Origin of the sequence: Achromobacter sp. HZ01 (assembly GCF_003267925.1) — a bacterium.
Taxonomy (GTDB): Bacteria; Pseudomonadota; Gammaproteobacteria; order Burkholderiales; family Burkholderiaceae_B; genus Achromobacter; species Achromobacter pulmonis_A.
The window spans coordinates 232,410-247,873 of record NZ_LWKV01000001.1 but is presented as its reverse complement, the minus strand read 5'-3'; the positions used below and the strand labels follow the sequence as shown (position 1 = coordinate 247,873).

The 15,464-nt window shown below is 68.6% G+C and carries 12 protein-coding genes; 4 read left to right on the top strand and 8 right to left on the bottom strand.

Annotated features, from left to right (window positions below; all coding sequences use genetic code 11):
- Nucleotides 1–36 precede the first annotated feature (36 nt).
- From A6B37_RS01130 to A6B37_RS01120, 3 genes are all read left to right on the top strand, one after another.
- Nucleotides 37–1,548: a polyamine aminopropyltransferase gene (locus A6B37_RS01130; RefSeq protein WP_111824667.1), complete on the top strand. Its 1,512-nt coding sequence runs from the start codon at nucleotides 37–39 to the stop codon at nucleotides 1,546–1,548.
- Nucleotides 1,548–3,191 (top strand): NAD(P)-binding protein, encoded by a 1,644-nt coding sequence (locus A6B37_RS01125; protein WP_111824666.1) that lies wholly within the window; start codon nucleotides 1,548–1,550, stop codon nucleotides 3,189–3,191. Before A6B37_RS01130 ends, A6B37_RS01125 begins: the two co-directional genes overlap by 1 nt.
- Nucleotides 3,192–3,253: 62 nt before the next feature.
- Nucleotides 3,254–4,498, top strand: a complete 1,245-nt coding sequence (locus tag A6B37_RS01120; protein ID WP_111824665.1) for an FAD-dependent oxidoreductase — start codon at nucleotides 3,254–3,256, stop codon at nucleotides 4,496–4,498.
- An 18-nt stretch (nucleotides 4,499–4,516) separates the two neighbouring features.
- Here the strand turns inward: A6B37_RS01120 and A6B37_RS01115 are convergent, their stop codons facing one another.
- The 3 genes from A6B37_RS01115 to A6B37_RS01105 all read right to left on the bottom strand — a co-directional run bounded on the left by A6B37_RS01115 (nucleotide 4,517) and on the right by A6B37_RS01105 (nucleotide 7,560).
- Nucleotides 4,517–5,311 carry an ABC transporter ATP-binding protein gene (locus tag A6B37_RS01115; protein ID WP_102772393.1) on the bottom strand — a complete coding sequence of 265 codons (795 nt, stop codon included), beginning with the start codon at nucleotides 5,309–5,311 and terminating at the stop codon, nucleotides 4,517–4,519.
- Nucleotides 5,312–5,440: 129 nt separating this feature from the next.
- Nucleotides 5,441–6,322 carry an ABC transporter permease gene (locus A6B37_RS01110; protein WP_102772394.1) on the bottom strand — a complete coding sequence of 294 codons (882 nt, stop codon included), beginning with the start codon at nucleotides 6,320–6,322 and terminating at the stop codon, nucleotides 5,441–5,443.
- Between the two features lie 266 nt (nucleotides 6,323–6,588).
- Complete coding sequence (locus tag A6B37_RS01105) at nucleotides 6,589–7,560, bottom strand: ABC transporter substrate-binding protein (protein WP_102772395.1); 972 nt, start codon at nucleotides 7,558–7,560, stop codon at nucleotides 6,589–6,591.
- A gap of 178 nt (nucleotides 7,561–7,738) precedes the next feature.
- Between A6B37_RS01105 and A6B37_RS01100 the strand changes: the two genes are divergently transcribed.
- Nucleotides 7,739–8,695: an aldo/keto reductase gene (locus A6B37_RS01100; RefSeq protein WP_102772839.1), complete on the top strand. Its 957-nt coding sequence runs from the start codon at nucleotides 7,739–7,741 to the stop codon at nucleotides 8,693–8,695.
- Nucleotides 8,696–8,702: 7 nt separating this feature from the next.
- On the opposite strand, the gene A6B37_RS01095 is transcribed toward A6B37_RS01100, so the two are convergent.
- From A6B37_RS01095 to A6B37_RS01075, 5 genes are all read right to left on the bottom strand, one after another.
- Nucleotides 8,703–11,171: a TonB-dependent receptor gene (locus A6B37_RS01095; protein WP_111824664.1), complete on the bottom strand. Its 2,469-nt coding sequence runs from the start codon at nucleotides 11,169–11,171 to the stop codon at nucleotides 8,703–8,705.
- A 99-nt stretch (nucleotides 11,172–11,270) separates the two neighbouring features.
- Nucleotides 11,271–12,236: a FecR domain-containing protein gene (locus tag A6B37_RS01090; protein ID WP_111824663.1), complete on the bottom strand. Its 966-nt coding sequence runs from the start codon at nucleotides 12,234–12,236 to the stop codon at nucleotides 11,271–11,273.
- Nucleotides 12,233–12,733: a sigma-70 family RNA polymerase sigma factor gene (locus A6B37_RS01085; RefSeq protein WP_111824662.1), complete on the bottom strand. Its 501-nt coding sequence runs from the start codon at nucleotides 12,731–12,733 to the stop codon at nucleotides 12,233–12,235. Before A6B37_RS01085 ends, A6B37_RS01090 begins: the two co-directional genes overlap by 4 nt.
- A 79-nt stretch (nucleotides 12,734–12,812) precedes the next feature.
- Nucleotides 12,813–13,784 (bottom strand): tripartite tricarboxylate transporter substrate binding protein, encoded by a 972-nt coding sequence (locus A6B37_RS01080; RefSeq protein WP_111824661.1) that lies wholly within the window; start codon nucleotides 13,782–13,784, stop codon nucleotides 12,813–12,815.
- Nucleotides 13,785–13,919: 135 nt separating this feature from the next.
- Complete coding sequence (locus A6B37_RS01075; RefSeq protein ID WP_111824660.1) at nucleotides 13,920–15,461, bottom strand: malonyl-CoA synthase; 1,542 nt, start codon at nucleotides 15,459–15,461, stop codon at nucleotides 13,920–13,922.
- Nucleotides 15,462–15,464: the final 3 nt, after the last annotated feature.

Below are 15,464 nucleotides of genomic sequence, written 5' to 3'. Positions count from 1 at the left end.
CGATATACTGCGAACGCTCTTCGTGTCGGACATCCCATGCGCGACCGCGTACTCATTCTTTCGGTATTGATCGTCGCTTCCTGCGGCCTGGGCTACGAGCTCATCAGCAGCGCGCTGGCCAGCTATCTGCTGGGCGATTCCATCCTCCAATTCTCCTCCGTCATCGGCTGCTACCTGTTCGCCATGGGCATAGGCTCGTGGTTGTCAAAATATGTAAAAGACGAAGACGTTTTGAATCGATTCATCGACGTGGAGCTGCTGGTCGCGCTGCTCGGCGGCGTATCGGCGGCGGTGCTGTTCCTGGTCTTCGCGTGGCTGTCCGCGCCGTTTCGCGCCGCGTTGTACGTGGGCGTGTTCGTCATCGGCATGATGGTCGGCATGGAGATCCCGCTGGTGATGCGGGTGTTCAACCAGCGCAAGGCCGAGTTCCGCGAGATCGTCAGCCGCGTGCTGACCTTCGACTACCTGGGCGCGCTGGCCGTCTCGCTGGTGTTCCCGTTGCTGCTGGCGCCCAAGCTGGGGCTGCTGCGCACCAGCTTCCTGTTCGGCATGCTCAACGCCGGCGTGGCGCTGTGGACCACCTGGCTGTTCCGCAGCGAGGTCCGCCGCCCCGGCGAGCGCGCCATCCGCGCCAGCGTGGTGATGGGGCTGCTGGGCCTGGGCTTTCTGTATTCCGGCAACATGACAGCCTGGGCCGAGAAAGGCCTGTACGGCGACGAGGTGGTGCATGCCGAAACCACGCCGTACCAGCGCCTGGTGGTCACGCGCTGGCACGACGACCTGCGCCTGTACATCAACGGCAACCTGCAGTTCTCCTCGCGCGACGAACACCGCTACCACGAATCGCTGGTGCATCCGGGCCTGCAGGCCCTGCCCTGGGCGCGCAACGTGCTGGTGCTGGGCGGCGGCGACGGCCTGGCCGTGCGCGAAGTGCTCAAGTACAAGCAGGTCGAGCGCGTGACGCTGGTGGACCTGGACCCGGCCATGACCGGCCTGTTCTCGCGCTCCGAGCCGCTGACCCGGCTGAACGGCGGCTCGCTCACCGACCCGCGCGTCACCGTCGTCAACGAGGACGCCGGCCGCTGGCTGGAAACCCATGCCGAGGTCTACGACTTCATCATCGTGGATTTTCCCGACCCGTCGAACTTCGGCCTGGGCCGCCTGTACTCGGTGCCCGTCTACCATCTGATGGCGCGCCACCTGGCCGAGAACGGCTATCTGGTGGTGCAGTCCACCTCGCCCTACTTCGCGCCGCGCTCGTTCTGGAGCGTGGACGCCACGCTGAAAGAGGCCGGGCTGAACACCTGGCCTTACCACGTCTACGTGCCCTCTTTCGGCGACTGGGGATTCATCCTGGCGGGCAAGCGCCGCGACTACGCGCCGCCCGGGAAGATCACGGTGGCCACGCGCTACCTCGACCCCGCCACGACGCGCGAGCTGTTCCATTTCCCGGCCGACATGCCGGCGCTCGCGATGCCGCCCAACCGCTTGAATGAGCAGTCGCTCGTGCGCTATTTCGACGAGGACTGGCGCCAGGTCATCCGCTGATGCGCCGCCGCAGCTTCCTGTTGGGCGCGGGCACGGCCGCGGTCGCCGGCGCCGCCGCCGGCTACTGGCGCTCACGCATCGTCGAGACCACGCCCCAGGTGCATTACCCCGGCATGCAGGCCGGCCACGCGCTGCGCGACGGCGCATCCTGGCCGCAGCCGGCGTCCGTGCGCCGCCACGGCGTGGCGATCCTGGGCGCCGGCGTCGCCGGCCTGTCCTGCGCCTGGAAACTGGCGCGCGAAGGCCATACCGATTTCATCGTGGTGCAAGGCCCGGAGTTCGGCGGCAACGCCGCCGCCGGCCGCCGCGACGGCCTGGACTATCCGCTGGGCGCGCACTACCTGCCGCTGCCGTCGCTGGCGTCCTCGCACGTGCGTGAAATGCTGGCCGACTTCGGCGTCATCCAGCGCGGCGCGGGCGAGGAGCGCCCCTACTACGACGAGGCCGTGCTGGCGCACTCGCCCCAGGAACGTCTGCTGCGCGACGGCCGCTGGGAAGACGGCCTGCTGCCCATGACCGGGCTGCCCGAGGCGGACGTGGCCCAGCACCGGCGCTTCCTGGCCCTGATCGAACGCCTGCGCGGCGCCACCGGCAGCGACGGCCGCAAGCTCTTCTGCATTCCGCTGGCGCTGTCGTCGCGCGATCCCGCGTGGCGCGCGCTGGACGCCATCACGTTCAAGCAGTGGCTGCAGCGCGAAGGCTATACCTCGCCGGCGCTGCACTGGTATCTGGACTACTGCTGCCGCGACGACTATGGCGCGCGCTACGACGTGGTCTCGGCCTGGGCCGGCCTGCATTATTTCGCCAGCCGCGACGGCCATGCGGCCAACGCCGCCGAGGGCGCGGTGCTGACCTGGCCCGGCGGCCTGTCGGTGCTGGCGGCCAGGCTGCGCGACGCGGTCACGCGCAAGCTGGGCCATGACCGATGGCTCGTGGCTGGCGCCGCGGTGCGCGTCCAGGACACGCCCGCCGGCCCGCTGGTCACCTGCCTCGCGCCCGGCCCCGCGGCCTCGGCCTACAGCGTGCAGACCCGCCGCACGGTGTGCGCGATGCCGCTGTTCGTGGCCCAGCGCATCCTGCCCGACATCCGCGCCTACGGCTACGACCCGGCCGTGCACGCGTCCTCGCACGCGCCCTGGATGGTGTCGAACTTCGTCATGGACGGCTACCCGGCCGAGGCGCCGGGCGAGCCGCTGTCCTGGGACAACGTGGTCTACGGCGGACGCGCGCTGGGCTACGTCGTGTCCACGCACCAGCTGCTGCGCGTGGCGCCGTCGCCGCGCAGCGTGTTCAGCGCCTATCACGCGCTCAGCGGCCGGACGCCGCGGGCCGCGCGCGAATGGCTGGCGTCCGCCAGCCCCGAAGCCCTGCGCGACGAAGCCGCCGCCGACCTGATCGCGGCCTACGGCAAGGCGTTCTGGCGCAACGCGCGGGCGCTGGAGATCACGGTGCGCGGCCACGCGATGGCCTCGCCGCTTTGCGGCTACCTGTCCAACGCCGGGCTGGCGGCGCTGCGCGAGGTCGACGGCCCGGTGCTGTTCGCGCATGCCGACCTGTCGGGCTATTCCGTGTTCGAAGAAGCCGCGTGGTGGGGCGTGGTCGCCGCCGGCCGCGTCCTGGGGCAGGCGCCGCCCACGGCCTGAGGGGGCTGCAATACAATGCTCGGCGTCCCGCCGGCGGCCCGGCGGCTTTTGGCGGAATCCCTATGGCAGCGAAGCAGGTCATCGTTCTCGGCGCGGGCATCGTGGGCGTGTGCTGCGCGCTCGAACTGTTGCGCCGAGGCATGTCGGTCACCCTGGTCGACCGGCAGGAGCCCGGGCGCGAAACCTCGCTGGGCAATGCCGGCGTGATCGCCCGCAGCTCGCTCATGCCGTTCAACCATCCCGGCCTGTGGGCCCAGCTGCCGCGGCTGCTGAAAAACGACAGCGTGCAATTCCGCTATCGTCTGCGCTATCTGGCGCGCAACCTGGGATGGGCCGCGCGCTTCCTGCTGAACGCCCGGCCCGCCGTGTTCCAGGAAACCGCCGCGGCGCTGGACGGCCTGATCCGCCTGTCCGCCCCCGAGCACCTGCGCCTGCTGGGCGAGGCCGGCGCCTTGCCGCGCCTGCGCGACACCGGCTGGGTCTTCCTGTACCGCTCGCAACAGGCCTGGGAAGGCGCCGAAGCGGCGCGCCGCGCTTATGCGCAGTTCGATGTGCCGACCCAGGCGCTGAACGCCGCCGAACTGGCCGCGATGGAACCGGCGCTGGCGCCCATCTTTCCGCGCGCGCTATGGATACAGGGCTCGTATTCCGTCGACGACCCGCACGAAGTCACGGCCGCCTACGCGCGCCTGTACCGCGAGCGCGGCGGCGCCTATACCCGCCTGAACGCCCGCGCCATCGGCCGCGACGGGCAACGCTGGACGGTGCGGGGCGACGGCGCCGCGCTATCGGCCGACCGGCTGGTGGTGGCCCTGGGCCCGTGGTCGAAAAGCCTGCTGGCCACGGCCGGCATCGGCCTGCCGATGGCGTTCGAACGCGGCTATCACATGCACTACAGCGGATTGAACGGCGCCAGCCTGTCGCGCCCGGTGTACGACACCGGCGGCGGCTACGTGCTCTCGCCCATGGCCCGCGGCCTGCGGCTGACCACGGGCGTCGAGCTCGACGCCTGCGAGGCGCCGGCGCGCGGCGTGCAGCTGGAGCTGGCCGAGGCCCGCGCGCGCGAGGCCTTCCCGCTGGACCGGCGGCTGGACGCCAGCGCCTGGCTGGGCCGGCGCCCCACCCTGCCCGACAGCCGCCCGATGATAGGCGAGGCGCCGCGCCATCCCGGCCTGTGGCTGGCGCTGGGCCATCAGCACATCGGCTTCAGCACCGCGCCGGGCACGGCCAGGATACTGGGGGAATTGATGGCCGGCGAAGGCGACGCGGCGCGCCACGCGGCCTTCCGGCCGGGGCGCTTCCTGTAGGCCGCCCCGGGCCGCCGGTCAGCCCAGCAGCAGCGCGTCGTCCGACAGCTTCTCGCCGCGCACGCGCTCGAACATCTGCAGCAGGTCCGGCACGTCCATGCCGCGGCGCTCGTCGCCGGAGACGTCCAGCACCACCTGCCCCTGGTGCAGCATCACGGTGCGGTCGCCCACGTCCAGCGCCTGGCGCATGCTGTGGGTGACCATCATGGTGGTCAGGTGGCTTTCGGCCACGATGCGGGCCGTGAGCTGCAGCACAAAGTCGGCGGTGCGCGGGTCCAGCGCCGCGGTATGCTCGTCCAGCAGCAGGATGCGCGACGGCTGCAGCGCCGCCATCAGCAGGCTGACCGCCTGGCGCTGGCCGCCGGACAGCAGGCCGATGCGGTCGGAGAGGCGGTTCTCCAGGCCCAGGCCCAGCGTGGCCAGGCGTTCGCGGAAGCCCTCGCGCATCGAAGCCTTGACCGCGCGGCTGTAGCCGCGGCGCGCGCCGCGCATCTGCGCCAGCGCCATGTTCTCTTCGATGGTCAGGTCTTCGCAGGTGCCGGCCATGGGGTCCTGGAACACCCGCGCCACACTGCCGGCGCGCGCCCACACGGGCTGGCGCGTGACGTCCACGCCATTGATGTCGATGCGGCCCGAATCGACCGACAGGTCGCCCGACACCGCGTTCAGGAAGGTGGACTTGCCGGCCCCGTTGGAACCGATGACGGTCACGAACTGGCCCTGCGGGATTTCCAGCGACAGGCCGCGCAGCGCGCGCGTCTCGATGGGCGTGCCGGCGTTGAACGTGATTTTCAAATCTTTGGCGGACAACATTTCAGTACTCCATTAATACACTCACCGCCTGAACCCTGCACGGCCCGATCGGGGCCGCCGGGGAGCCGGCTCTGCCGGTCCCCGCGCGGCGCCCCCCGGGGGAGAGGCGCCGCAGGCGCTTCGGGGGGGTTACTTCCTGACTAGACGGCGCTTGAGCATGGGGATCACCAGCGCGATCGTCACCAGCACCGCAGTCACCAGGTTCAGGTCCTGCGCCTTCAGGCCGATGAAATCGCTGTTCAGCGCCAGCGCGATGAAGAAGCGGTAGACGATGGCGCCGATGATGACGGCCAGCGTCGCCAGCACCAGCTTGCGCGACGGCAGGATGCTCTCGCCCACGATCACGGCGGCCAGGCCGATCACGATGGTGCCGATGCCCATGGAGATGTCCGACCCGCCCTGGGTCTGCGCGAACAGCGCGCCGGCCAGCGCGACCAGCGCGTTCGACAGCGCCATGCCGCTCAGGATCATGCGTCCGGTGTTCACGCCCTGGGCGCGGGCCATGCGGCCGTTGGAGCCGGTGGCGCGCACGGCCAGGCCGGTCTGGGTGGCGAAGAACCAGTCCAGCGCGAGCTTGGCCAGGATCACGATGACGACCAGGATCAGCGGCCGCGCGACGTAGTCCGACAGCCATGCGGGCTGCAGGATGGTGAATACGGTGGGTTCGGTGATCAGCGGCACGTTGGGCTTGCCCATGATGCGCAGGTTGACCGAATACAGGGCGATCATCATCAAGATGCTCGCCAGCAGGTCCATGATCTTGAGCTTGACGTTCAGCCAGCCGGTGACCAGGCCCGCGCAGGCGCCGGCGATGGTGGCGATGACGGTGGCCAGGAACGGGTCGGTGCCCGACGCGATCAGCGTGGCGCAGACTGCCCCGCCCAGCGGGAAGCTACCGTCGACGGTCAGGTCCGGGAAGCGCAGCAGGCGGAACGAGATGTACACGCCCAAGGCCACCAGGCTGAAGATCAGTCCGATCTCCAGTGCGCCCAACAACGAAAACAATGACATGGGTCAAATCCAGATGAGGTAAGAAACGAGCATATTAAAGAGTTGAAACGTCGGACTTCTTGCGTTTGCGGGTCAGTTTTACCCCAGCTTTCGCAATAAACGTTTCCCGAATCGCGATTTTCTCTCGTTTCCTGCCAAAAGCTCTCCCGCGCCGGGCGTAGTACGCCGGCGAAACTCAGAATCATCCGGGGAGACAGGCTAGACAAAAACGCAAGAAAAACCCCGCTCACGCTGCTGGAGCATGGCGGGGCTTGTACGGTTCCGGTTTACTTCACGACCACCGCAGCCGACTTGAGCACGTCGTCGGACAGGGTCACGCCCTGCTTGGCGGCCGCGCCCGGGTTCACGTAGAGCTCGAGCTTGGAGCTGGTCTCCGAGGCGATGGCGCCGGGCTTCTCGCCCTTGAGGATGCGCACCACGATCTTGCCGGTCTGCACGCCCAGGTCGCGGTAGTTGATGCCCAGGGCGGCGATGCCGCCGCGCTTGACGCTGTCGGTGTCCGAGGCGATCAGGGGGATCTTGGCGTCGTTGCCGACCTTGACCAGCGATTCGTAGGCCGACACCACGTTGTTGTCGGTGTTGGTGTAGATGACGTCGACCTTGCCGATCAGGCTGCGGGCGGCGGAAGCCACGTCCACCGAGCGCGGCGCGGCGGCCTCGACCAGGCTCATGCCCGACTTGGGCAGGATTTCCTGCAGCTTCTTGACCACCACGACCGAATTGGCCTCGCCCGGGTTGTAGACCATGCCCACGCGCTTGGCGTTGGGCACGATGCGCTTGATCAGCTCGACCTGCTTGTCCAGGGCCAGCAGGTCCGACACGCCGGTCACGTTGGTGCCCGAGGCTTCCATGCCGGGAACCAGCTGGGCGGCGACCGGATCGGTGACGGCGGAATACACCACCGGCACGTCCTTGGTGGCGGCCACCACGGCCTGAGCCGACGGCGTGGCGATGGCGACGATGGCGTCGGGGCGGTCGCCCACGAACTTGCGCGCGATCTGCGCGGCGGTGCCGTTGTTGCCCTGCGCGCTCTGGTATTGCCACTTCAGGTTCTTGCCCGGCTCGTAGCCGGCCTGCTTGAGGGCGTCCTGCACCCCGTCACGCACGGCGTCCAGCGCCGGGTGCTCGACGATGGCGGTGACTGCCACCGACTTTTGCTGCGCGGCCACCGGCGCGGCGATAGCCAGCGCCAGTGCCATGGCGCCAACCGTCAGAAAATGTTTTTTTCCGATCAGCATAGGTAAGCTCCTTGAACCCTTGGTTTTTGTCGATTATTACGGCGCCGCCGGCGGCTATCCGCCGGCCGGGCCACCATAAAGCCGTATAGTCTAACTTGCCGCCAAGCAAAATGACTTCGGGGAATCCCTGTGACGAAACATGTCGCCGCGCCCCGTCAACCGCTACAGAGGCCTCATCATGATCAAACGCGCACTGGGCCGTTCCGGCCTGCAGATTCCCCCGCTGACCTTCGGCGGCAACGTCTTCGGCTGGACCGTCGACGAGGCCGGCACGTTCTCGCTGCTGGACGCGCTGGTCGACGCAGGCCTGAATTTCATCGACACGGCCGACGTGTATTCGCGCTGGGTCAAGGGCAACCAGGGCGGCGAATCCGAAACCCTGATCGGCAAATGGCTCAAGCGTTCGGGCAAGCGCGACCGCGTGCTCATCGCCACCAAGGTCGGCATGGAGATGGGACCCGACGCCAAGGGGCTGGCGCCGGCCTACATCCGCCGCGCGCTGGAAGCGTCGCTGGCGCGCCTGCAGACCGACTACGTGGACCTGTACCAGTCGCACGAGGACGATCCCGACACCCCCCTGACCGACACGCTGGCCGAATACGCCAAGCACATCGAGTCCGGCAAGGTGCGCGCCATCGGGGCCTCGAACTACACCCCGGTGCGCCTGTCGGAAGCGCTGATCGCCAGCGAACGGCACGGCCTGCCGCGCTACGAGAGCATCCAGCCCGAATACAACCTGTACCGCCGCGAGACCTTCGAATCCGGCCTGCAAAGCCTGGTGAAGACGCAGCAGATGGGCACGATCAACTATTACGCGCTGGCCAGCGGCTTTCTCAGCGGCAAGTACCGCACGCCGGAAGACGCCGGCAAGAGCGTGCGCGGCCGCCTGATCGTCAAGACCTATCTCAACGACCGCGGCCTGCGCATCCTGAAGGCGCTGGACGAGGTCTGCGAAGAAGCCGGCTGCACGCCGGCGCAGGCCGCGCTGGCCTGGCAGATCGCGCAGCCCGGCATCACCTCCCCCATCGTCAGCGCCACCTCGCTGGATCAGCTGGACGAACTGGTCAAGGCCGCCAGCCTGACGCTGACGCACGAGCAGCTGGCCAAGCTCAGCCAGGCCAGCGAGTGGCGTTGACCGGACGCTAGAAGCGCTGGGTCAGCGTGACCAGCGCGGTGCGGCCCTCGCCGTAATAGACCGAGTTGTAGAAACCCATCGCGCGGTAGTAGCGCTTGTCCGCGAGGTTGCTCACGTTGAACTGCAGCTGGGTCTGCGGCCCCAGGTCGTAGCGGGCCATCAGGTCGAACAGCGCATACGGCGCCTGCTCCACCGAGGCGGACTGCTCCCCGTAGTACCCCAGCGCCCGGGTGCGGCTCTGCCAGCGCACCCCGCCGCCCACCACCAGCCTGTTCAGGACGCCCGGCAACCGGTAGGCGGTGCTGACCTTCAGCATCTGCTCGGGCTGCGTGGTCTGAACCTTCCTGCCCTGGTTGTCCTTCGACACGCGGTAGGTATAGCCGAGGAACAGGTTCCAGCCGGGCGTCATTTCGCCGGCCAGTTCCAGTTCGAACCCGCGGGTGCGGGTGCCGTCCAGCATCTCGTACCAGGACTCGTTGCGCGCGACGTCAAAGCCGCCGTATTCGGCCACGTCCTTCTGGTTGGTCTGGAACACGGCGAACGAACCGTTCAGGCGGCCTTCCAGGTAAGACGCCTTGATGCCCGCCTCGTAGTTGTGGCCGTAGGCCGGGCCGGTCATTTCCCAGTCTCGGGTCTTGTACATCTGCGGCTGGAAGATGTTGGTATAGCTGGCATAGGCGGTATAGGTGTCGTCGAGATCGTAGGTCACGCCCAGGTAAGGTGTGAGTTCGGAATAGCGCTGCGATTGCGACAGCGTGGTCGGGACCGCCTCCGGGGACCATTGGTTCCAGCGGTATTCGTCGGCCTCCCAGCGCGTCCAGCGCGCCCCCGCCAGCAGATGCAGGCCGCTGGCGAGATTGAAACGCGCCGTGCCGAAAATGCCGGTCTGCGTGGTGCGCAGCTGCTGGTCCGAGACCGCCTGGTCCCAAACCGGTTCGGGCCAGTCGCCGCTCCAGTCATGGATGTTGGGAATCGGATAGCTCGCCTGGTCGGAAGAGTTCCAGCCCTTGGTGCGACTGCGCGTCCTGGAATGCGAGAAGCCCAGATTGAATTCATGCGTTGCGCCAAACAGGCCGAAGTCGCCGTTCAGAGAGCCTCCGTAGACGTCCTGTTCGCTATTGCCGCGGTATTTGCGCAGGGTCGGCGTGCCAGACAGATAGCCGGTTTCGGCGTCGACCGGGAAGTCCGCGGCGAACAGCAACGAGGCGTCGAAATCGTTGTCCAGGCGCGAATACGACAGGCGGCCTTCCCAGCCGTTGGCGAAACCATGTTCGAGCTGGGCGAAGTATTCGGTGGAGTCGGTGTCCCAGGTGGTCCACTTGGCGCCCACCGTCTGCCCCTTGCGCCAATCGACCTGCTCGCCGTTGGTGTCGAATATCGGCAGGCCGCCCCACATCACGCCCTTGGGACGCGAGCGCTGCGCGGACGCGCCGGCGCTGAGCGTGGTCGATTCGGCGATGTCCGCCTCGACGATGCCATAGGCCACGTCGCGCTTCTTGCTGTAGAGATCCAGGGTATCGCCGCGCCGCTCCTTGGCTCCGACCACGCGGGCGCGCACCGCGCCCGAACCGGTGAGCGGCGCCGACAAATCGACCTCGCCGCGATAGGTGTCGTAGCTGCCGCCCATGGCCCTCAGGCTGCCCTGGAACTCGCGCGTCGGCCGTTTGCGAATGAAATTGACCGACCCGCCCGGATTGCCGGTGCCGCTCATCAGGCCGGTCGCGCCGCGGATGATTTCCACGTGGTCATAGATGACCGGGTCCAGATTGCCTTCGCCGAACTGGTAGGTATTGTCCAGCGGCTTGACCACGCCGTCGAACTGCATGGTGTCCATCTGGAAGCCGCGCGAATAATAGCTGAGCCGGTCGGTCTCGCTTTGCTGGACGTTCATGCCGGTGGCGTGCTCCATGACATCGCGCACGCTGCCCATGGCCTGATCGTCGAGCTGCTGGCGCGTCACGATACTGGTGGACTGGGGCGTGTCGCGCTGCGTCAGCACCAGGCCGTTGGCCGACCGCATCCAGTCCGCGGTATAGGAGCCGCTGCCTTCGGTGGTTGCGCCGGCGCCCAGCACCACCACGGCGTCGAGTTCGGCCGCCTGCGCGCCGGGGGCATGCTGCAGCAGATAATCGCCGTCGGCGCGGCGCACGGCTTGCAGGCCGGTGCCGGCCAGCAGCGCCGCGAAGCCCTGCTCCACGCCATAGGCGCCGTGCAGCCCGGCGGTCTCCATGCCCGCGGCCAGCGCCGGGTCGAAGGACAGCAGCACGCCGGCCTGCCGGGCGAAACCGGACAGCGCCGCGCCGAGCGCGCCGGCCGGCACGTCCACCGAATGCAGCGCCGGCACGGCGCCCGCAGGCTGGGCCAGCGCGGGCAGGACCGCGGCGCCGGCGGCCGCGGCCAGCGCCAGCGCGGCCAGGGCCTGCATGCGCGGGCGCGCCGGCGCGACGGGACGGGAGGAGGAAAAAGGCAGAGACATATCGTTGGTTCCAGGCGAAGTAATTCGATGCTTCACCTGTATGCCAATCGAAAACCGGAAAGTGACAGCCGTTCCACCGGGCAGGCGACGCCGGCCGGATCAGCCTGCTGGCCGCAGCACCACCCAATAGCGCGTATGGCGTTCCACGCGCACCGGCAGCGTGCGCGCCACGGCGGCCAGGGCGCGGTCGGTGTCGTCCAGCGGGAACGAACCGGAAATGCGCAGCGCCGCCACCGCGGGATCGCAGGCCAGCCTGCCGGGCCGGTAGCGGGCCAGTTTCTCGACGAAGGCATCGAGCCGCATGCCGTCGGCGTACAGCGCGCCGTGCAGCCAGTCCTCGGCCTGCGCGACAGGGACGGCCGGCTGCACCGCGCGCCGGTCGAAGTACGCACCCGAGCCTGCCTGGAGGAGGCGCGCCGCGCCCCCGTCCGCCGCCGGTTCGATCCGCACGGCGCCTTCGGTCACGGCGATCCATGCGCCTTCATCGGCCAGCCGGACCGTGAATCGGGTTCCCAACGCGGTGACGCGGCCGGCCGGCGTGGACACGGCCAGCGGCCGCGGCGGCGCCAGCGCATCGGCGTGCGAGGCGAGGTGCAGTTCGCCGCGGCGCAGGACGACCAGGCGCCGCGCCGCATCGAAGCGCAGATCGGCGGCGCTGTCGGAATTGAGGGTGAGCACGCTGCCGTCGGGCAACGTCGCGCTGCGCCGCTGCCCGACCGCGGTGGCGTAGTCGGAAGTCCATTCCGTCCAGGGCAGGCCCGCCGTCGCCAGCCCGCCCGCGCCCAGCACCAGCGACAAGGCCTTCAGCGCCCGCCTCCGGCCGCGCCGGGGCGCGCGTTCCAGCGCCGCGAGACCTGCGTGCGGTTCTATCAGGCCGAACTGGCGGCCCAGCATTTCCACGCGCTCCCAGGCCTGCCGGTGCGCCGGGCTGGCTTCTATCCAGCGGCGGCAGGCGGCGCCGTCCTCCGCGGTGGCGTCATCGGCGCCCAGGCGGACGAACCAGAGGCTGGCCTCGCGGATGACCGACGCCGGCAGCTCGGCCGGGCCCGTGGCGCGCCCGCTCACCACGCCGCCAGGCAATGCTGCATGGCGCGGGCCAGGTACTGGCGCACCGAACTGACCGACACCTGCATGCGTCCGGCGATCTCGGCGTGCCGCAGCCCTTCCAGCTGCGCCAGCAGGAACGCCTTGCGCACCTTGGGCGGCAGGCCGTCGAGCAGGCGGTCGATTTCGATCAGGGCCTCCAGGGCCAGGGCCCGGCGCTCGGGCGACGGCGCGGCCGCCTCTTCGAGCGACGCCAGGCTGTCCAGGTAGGCGCGCTCGATGTCGCGGCGGCGGAACAGGTTGACCATGAGTCCGTGCGCGATGGTCGTCAGATAGGCGCGCGGTTCGCGCAGGCTGCGCGTGTCGTCCTCGCGCACCAGCACTTTCAGGTAGGTATCGTGGGTCAGGTCCGCCGCGTCGAAGGGGCAGCCGGTCTTTCGGCGCAGCCAGTCGCGCAGCCATGACTGATGCTGTATGTAGAGCCCTTCGACGGGCGCTGGGGTTCCGCTGTGACTCATGGCATTCGACGGGCCGGACCGCAAATTCAAAATTGATAACGATTATCAATATTAATTCAAAATCCGGCCCGCGCATGCCTCAATCCAGCTTCACCCCCGAGTCCTTCACCACCTTGGCCCAGCGTTCGACTTCGCTGTCGACGAACTTGCCGAACGCCGGTCCGGTCAAGGTCGGCACGGCCGAGCCGTTGCTGGTCCAGGTTTCCTTGATCTTGGGCGCGTTCAACGCCTTGGTGATTTCGGCGCTCATCTTGTCCACCGCTTCCTGCGGCGTGCCGGCGGGCGCCCAGATCGCGTACCAGGTCGAGACCACGTAGTTGGGCACGCCCGCCTCGGCGGCGGTGGGCACGTCGGGCAGCGAAGGCGAGCGCTCGGCCGCGGCCACCGCCAGCGGCTTGATCGTGCCGGAGCGGATATGGCCGGCCGAGGAGCCCAGGCCGTCGAAGGCCAGGTCCACCTGCCCGCCGATCAGCGCCGACAGCATCGGCCTGGCGCCCTGGTACGGCACGTCCACCAGCTTGATGCCGGTCTGCATCGCGAACAGCTCGCCGGCCAGGTGGTGGGTGCTGCCCTTGCCGGCGGTGCCGAAGTTGATTTCGCCCGGACGCTTCTTGACGTAGGCGATCAGCTCCTGCACGGTCTTGACCGGCAGCTTGCCCGGATTGATGACGATGACCTGCGGCGGCTGCGCCACCAGCGCGACCGGCACGAAGTCCTTCTGGATGTCGTAGCTGAGGTTCTTGTAGAGCGAGGGGGCCAGCGCGTGGTGGGCGCCGCCCATGAAGAAGGTGTAGCCGTCCGGCCTGGCCTTGGCCGCCACGCCGGCGCCCACGGTGCCGCCGGCGCCGCCCTTGTTGTCGATGACCACGGTCTGGCCCAGCTGGGTGGTCAGTTGCTGGGCCAGCGGACGGGCGAAGGTGTCGGTGCCGCCGCCGGCCGGGAACGGCACGATCAGCGTGATCGGACGTTCCGGCCATTGGGCGGCGGCCGCGCCGCCGTAGCCCGCGGCGCAGATGGCGACCAGGGCCGCGGCGATAGTGCGATATTTCATTTTGTCTCCTCTTGCTGCAGCTCGGGGAAGCCCCTTGGGGTCTTCCGGTTTTTTTATGGAATGATGCTGCTCGGTCTTTGGGGCTTTATCTGGGCATGGGCTCCTGGGAAAAGGATTCGGGACGGGCGGACGGCCTCACAACGTGCCGTACGTTTCGCGCAGCACGTTCTTCTGGACCTTGCCCATGGTGTTGCGCGGCAGCTGGTCGACGATGTGCACGCGCTTGGGCACCTTGAAATTGGCGATGCGCGCCTTCAGCTCGGCCTGCATGGCGTCCGCGTCCAGCGCCGCGCCGTTCCTGGGCACCACCACGGCGACCACGGCTTCGCCGAAATCGGCATGCGGCACCCCGATGACGGCGGACTCGGCCACGCCGGGCATGTCGTCGATCAGGGTCTCGATTTCCTTGGGGTAGACGTTGTAGCCCCCCGAGATGATCAGGTCCTTGCTGCGGCCCACGATGGACAGGTAATCGGCGGGCACGTCGCGGCCGGCGGATTCGCCGCCCCAGCGGCCCACGTCGCCCGTCTTGAACCAGCCGTCCTCGGTGAATTCCTCGCGGGTCTTTTCCGGCATGCGCCAGTAGCCCGAGAACACGTTGGGGCCGCGCACCTGCACGTTGCCGATCTCGCCCGGCGCCAGCGCGACGCCCGCGTCGTCCACCACCCGGACCTGCACGCCCGGCAGCGCGCGGCCGACGGTGCCGGCCAGGCGCTCGCCCAGCGCGGGATCGTAGGGGTTGGAGGTCAGCATGACGGTTTCGCTCATGCCGTAGCGCTCCAGGATGGCGTGGCCGCTGCGTTTCTGGAACTCCGAGAAAGTCTCGGCCAGTAGCGGCGCCGAGCCCGAGATGAACAAGCGCATGCGCGCGCAGACCTTGCGGTCGAAGCGCGGGTCGGCCAGCAGCCGCACATAGTAGGTGGGCACGCCCATCATTACCGTGCTCTGCGGCAGGTAGCGCAGCGCCTGGTCGGCGTCCAGCTTGGGCAGCCAGATCATCTTCGCGCCGGCCAGCAGCGCGCCGTGCGAGGCGACGAACAGGCCGTGCACGTGGAAGATGGGCAGCATGTGCAGCAGCACGTCGTCGCTACGCCAGCCCCAGTAGTCGTGCAGCACGCGGGCGTTGGCGGCCAGGTTGCCGTGCGACAGCATCGCGCCCTTGCTGCGCCCGGTGGTGCCGGACGTGTACAGGATGGCGGCCAGGTCGCCGGGCTCGCGCGCCACGGTCTCGAAGCGCTGCGACAGGCCGCCCGCGGCCTCCAGCAAGGTGCCGGTGCGGTCCTCGTCCAGCGTGTAGACGTGCGCGCAGCCGGCCTTGTCGGCGGCGCGGCGCACCCATTCCAGGTTCTTGCTGGCGCAGACCACCACGGCCGGCTCGGCGTTGCCCAGGAAGTATTCGATTTCCGATTCGCGGTAGGCGGTATTCAGCGGCAGGTACACCAGGCCGGCGCGCAGCGTGGCGAGGTACAGCAGCAAGGCTTCCGGCGACTTCTCCACCTGCACCGCCACGCGCGATCCGTCGGGCAGGTCCAGCGAGGCCAGCAGATTGGCCAGGCACGCGGTGGCGCGGTCGATGTCGTCCCAGGTGTATTTCAGCTCGGGGGTTTCCAGCGCGACTTTGCTGCGGTCCGCGGGAAAGCCGCCTTCCAGCACGGCATATAGATTAGCGTTGCTCACCTT

Coding starts and splice junctions, on each gene's coding strand:
- A6B37_RS01130 (WP_111824667.1), top strand. CDS start 37: ATGCGCGACCGCGTACTCATTCTTTCGGTATTGATCGTCGCTTCCTGC.
- A6B37_RS01125 (WP_111824666.1), top strand. CDS start 1,548: ATGCGCCGCCGCAGCTTCCTGTTGGGCGCGGGCACGGCCGCGGTCGCC.
- A6B37_RS01120 (WP_111824665.1), top strand. CDS start 3,254: ATGGCAGCGAAGCAGGTCATCGTTCTCGGCGCGGGCATCGTGGGCGTG.
- A6B37_RS01115 (WP_102772393.1), bottom strand. CDS start 5,311: ATGTTGTCCGCCAAAGATTTGAAAATCACGTTCAACGCCGGCACGCCC.
- A6B37_RS01110 (WP_102772394.1), bottom strand. CDS start 6,322: ATGTCATTGTTTTCGTTGTTGGGCGCACTGGAGATCGGACTGATCTTC.
- A6B37_RS01105 (WP_102772395.1), bottom strand. CDS start 7,560: ATGCTGATCGGAAAAAAACATTTTCTGACGGTTGGCGCCATGGCACTG.
- A6B37_RS01100 (WP_102772839.1), top strand. CDS start 7,739: ATGATCAAACGCGCACTGGGCCGTTCCGGCCTGCAGATTCCCCCGCTG.
- A6B37_RS01095 (WP_111824664.1), bottom strand. CDS start 11,171: ATGTCTCTGCCTTTTTCCTCCTCCCGTCCCGTCGCGCCGGCGCGCCCG.
- A6B37_RS01085 (WP_111824662.1), bottom strand. CDS start 12,733: ATGAGTCACAGCGGAACCCCAGCGCCCGTCGAAGGGCTCTACATACAG.
- A6B37_RS01080 (WP_111824661.1), bottom strand. CDS start 13,784: ATGAAATATCGCACTATCGCCGCGGCCCTGGTCGCCATCTGCGCCGCG.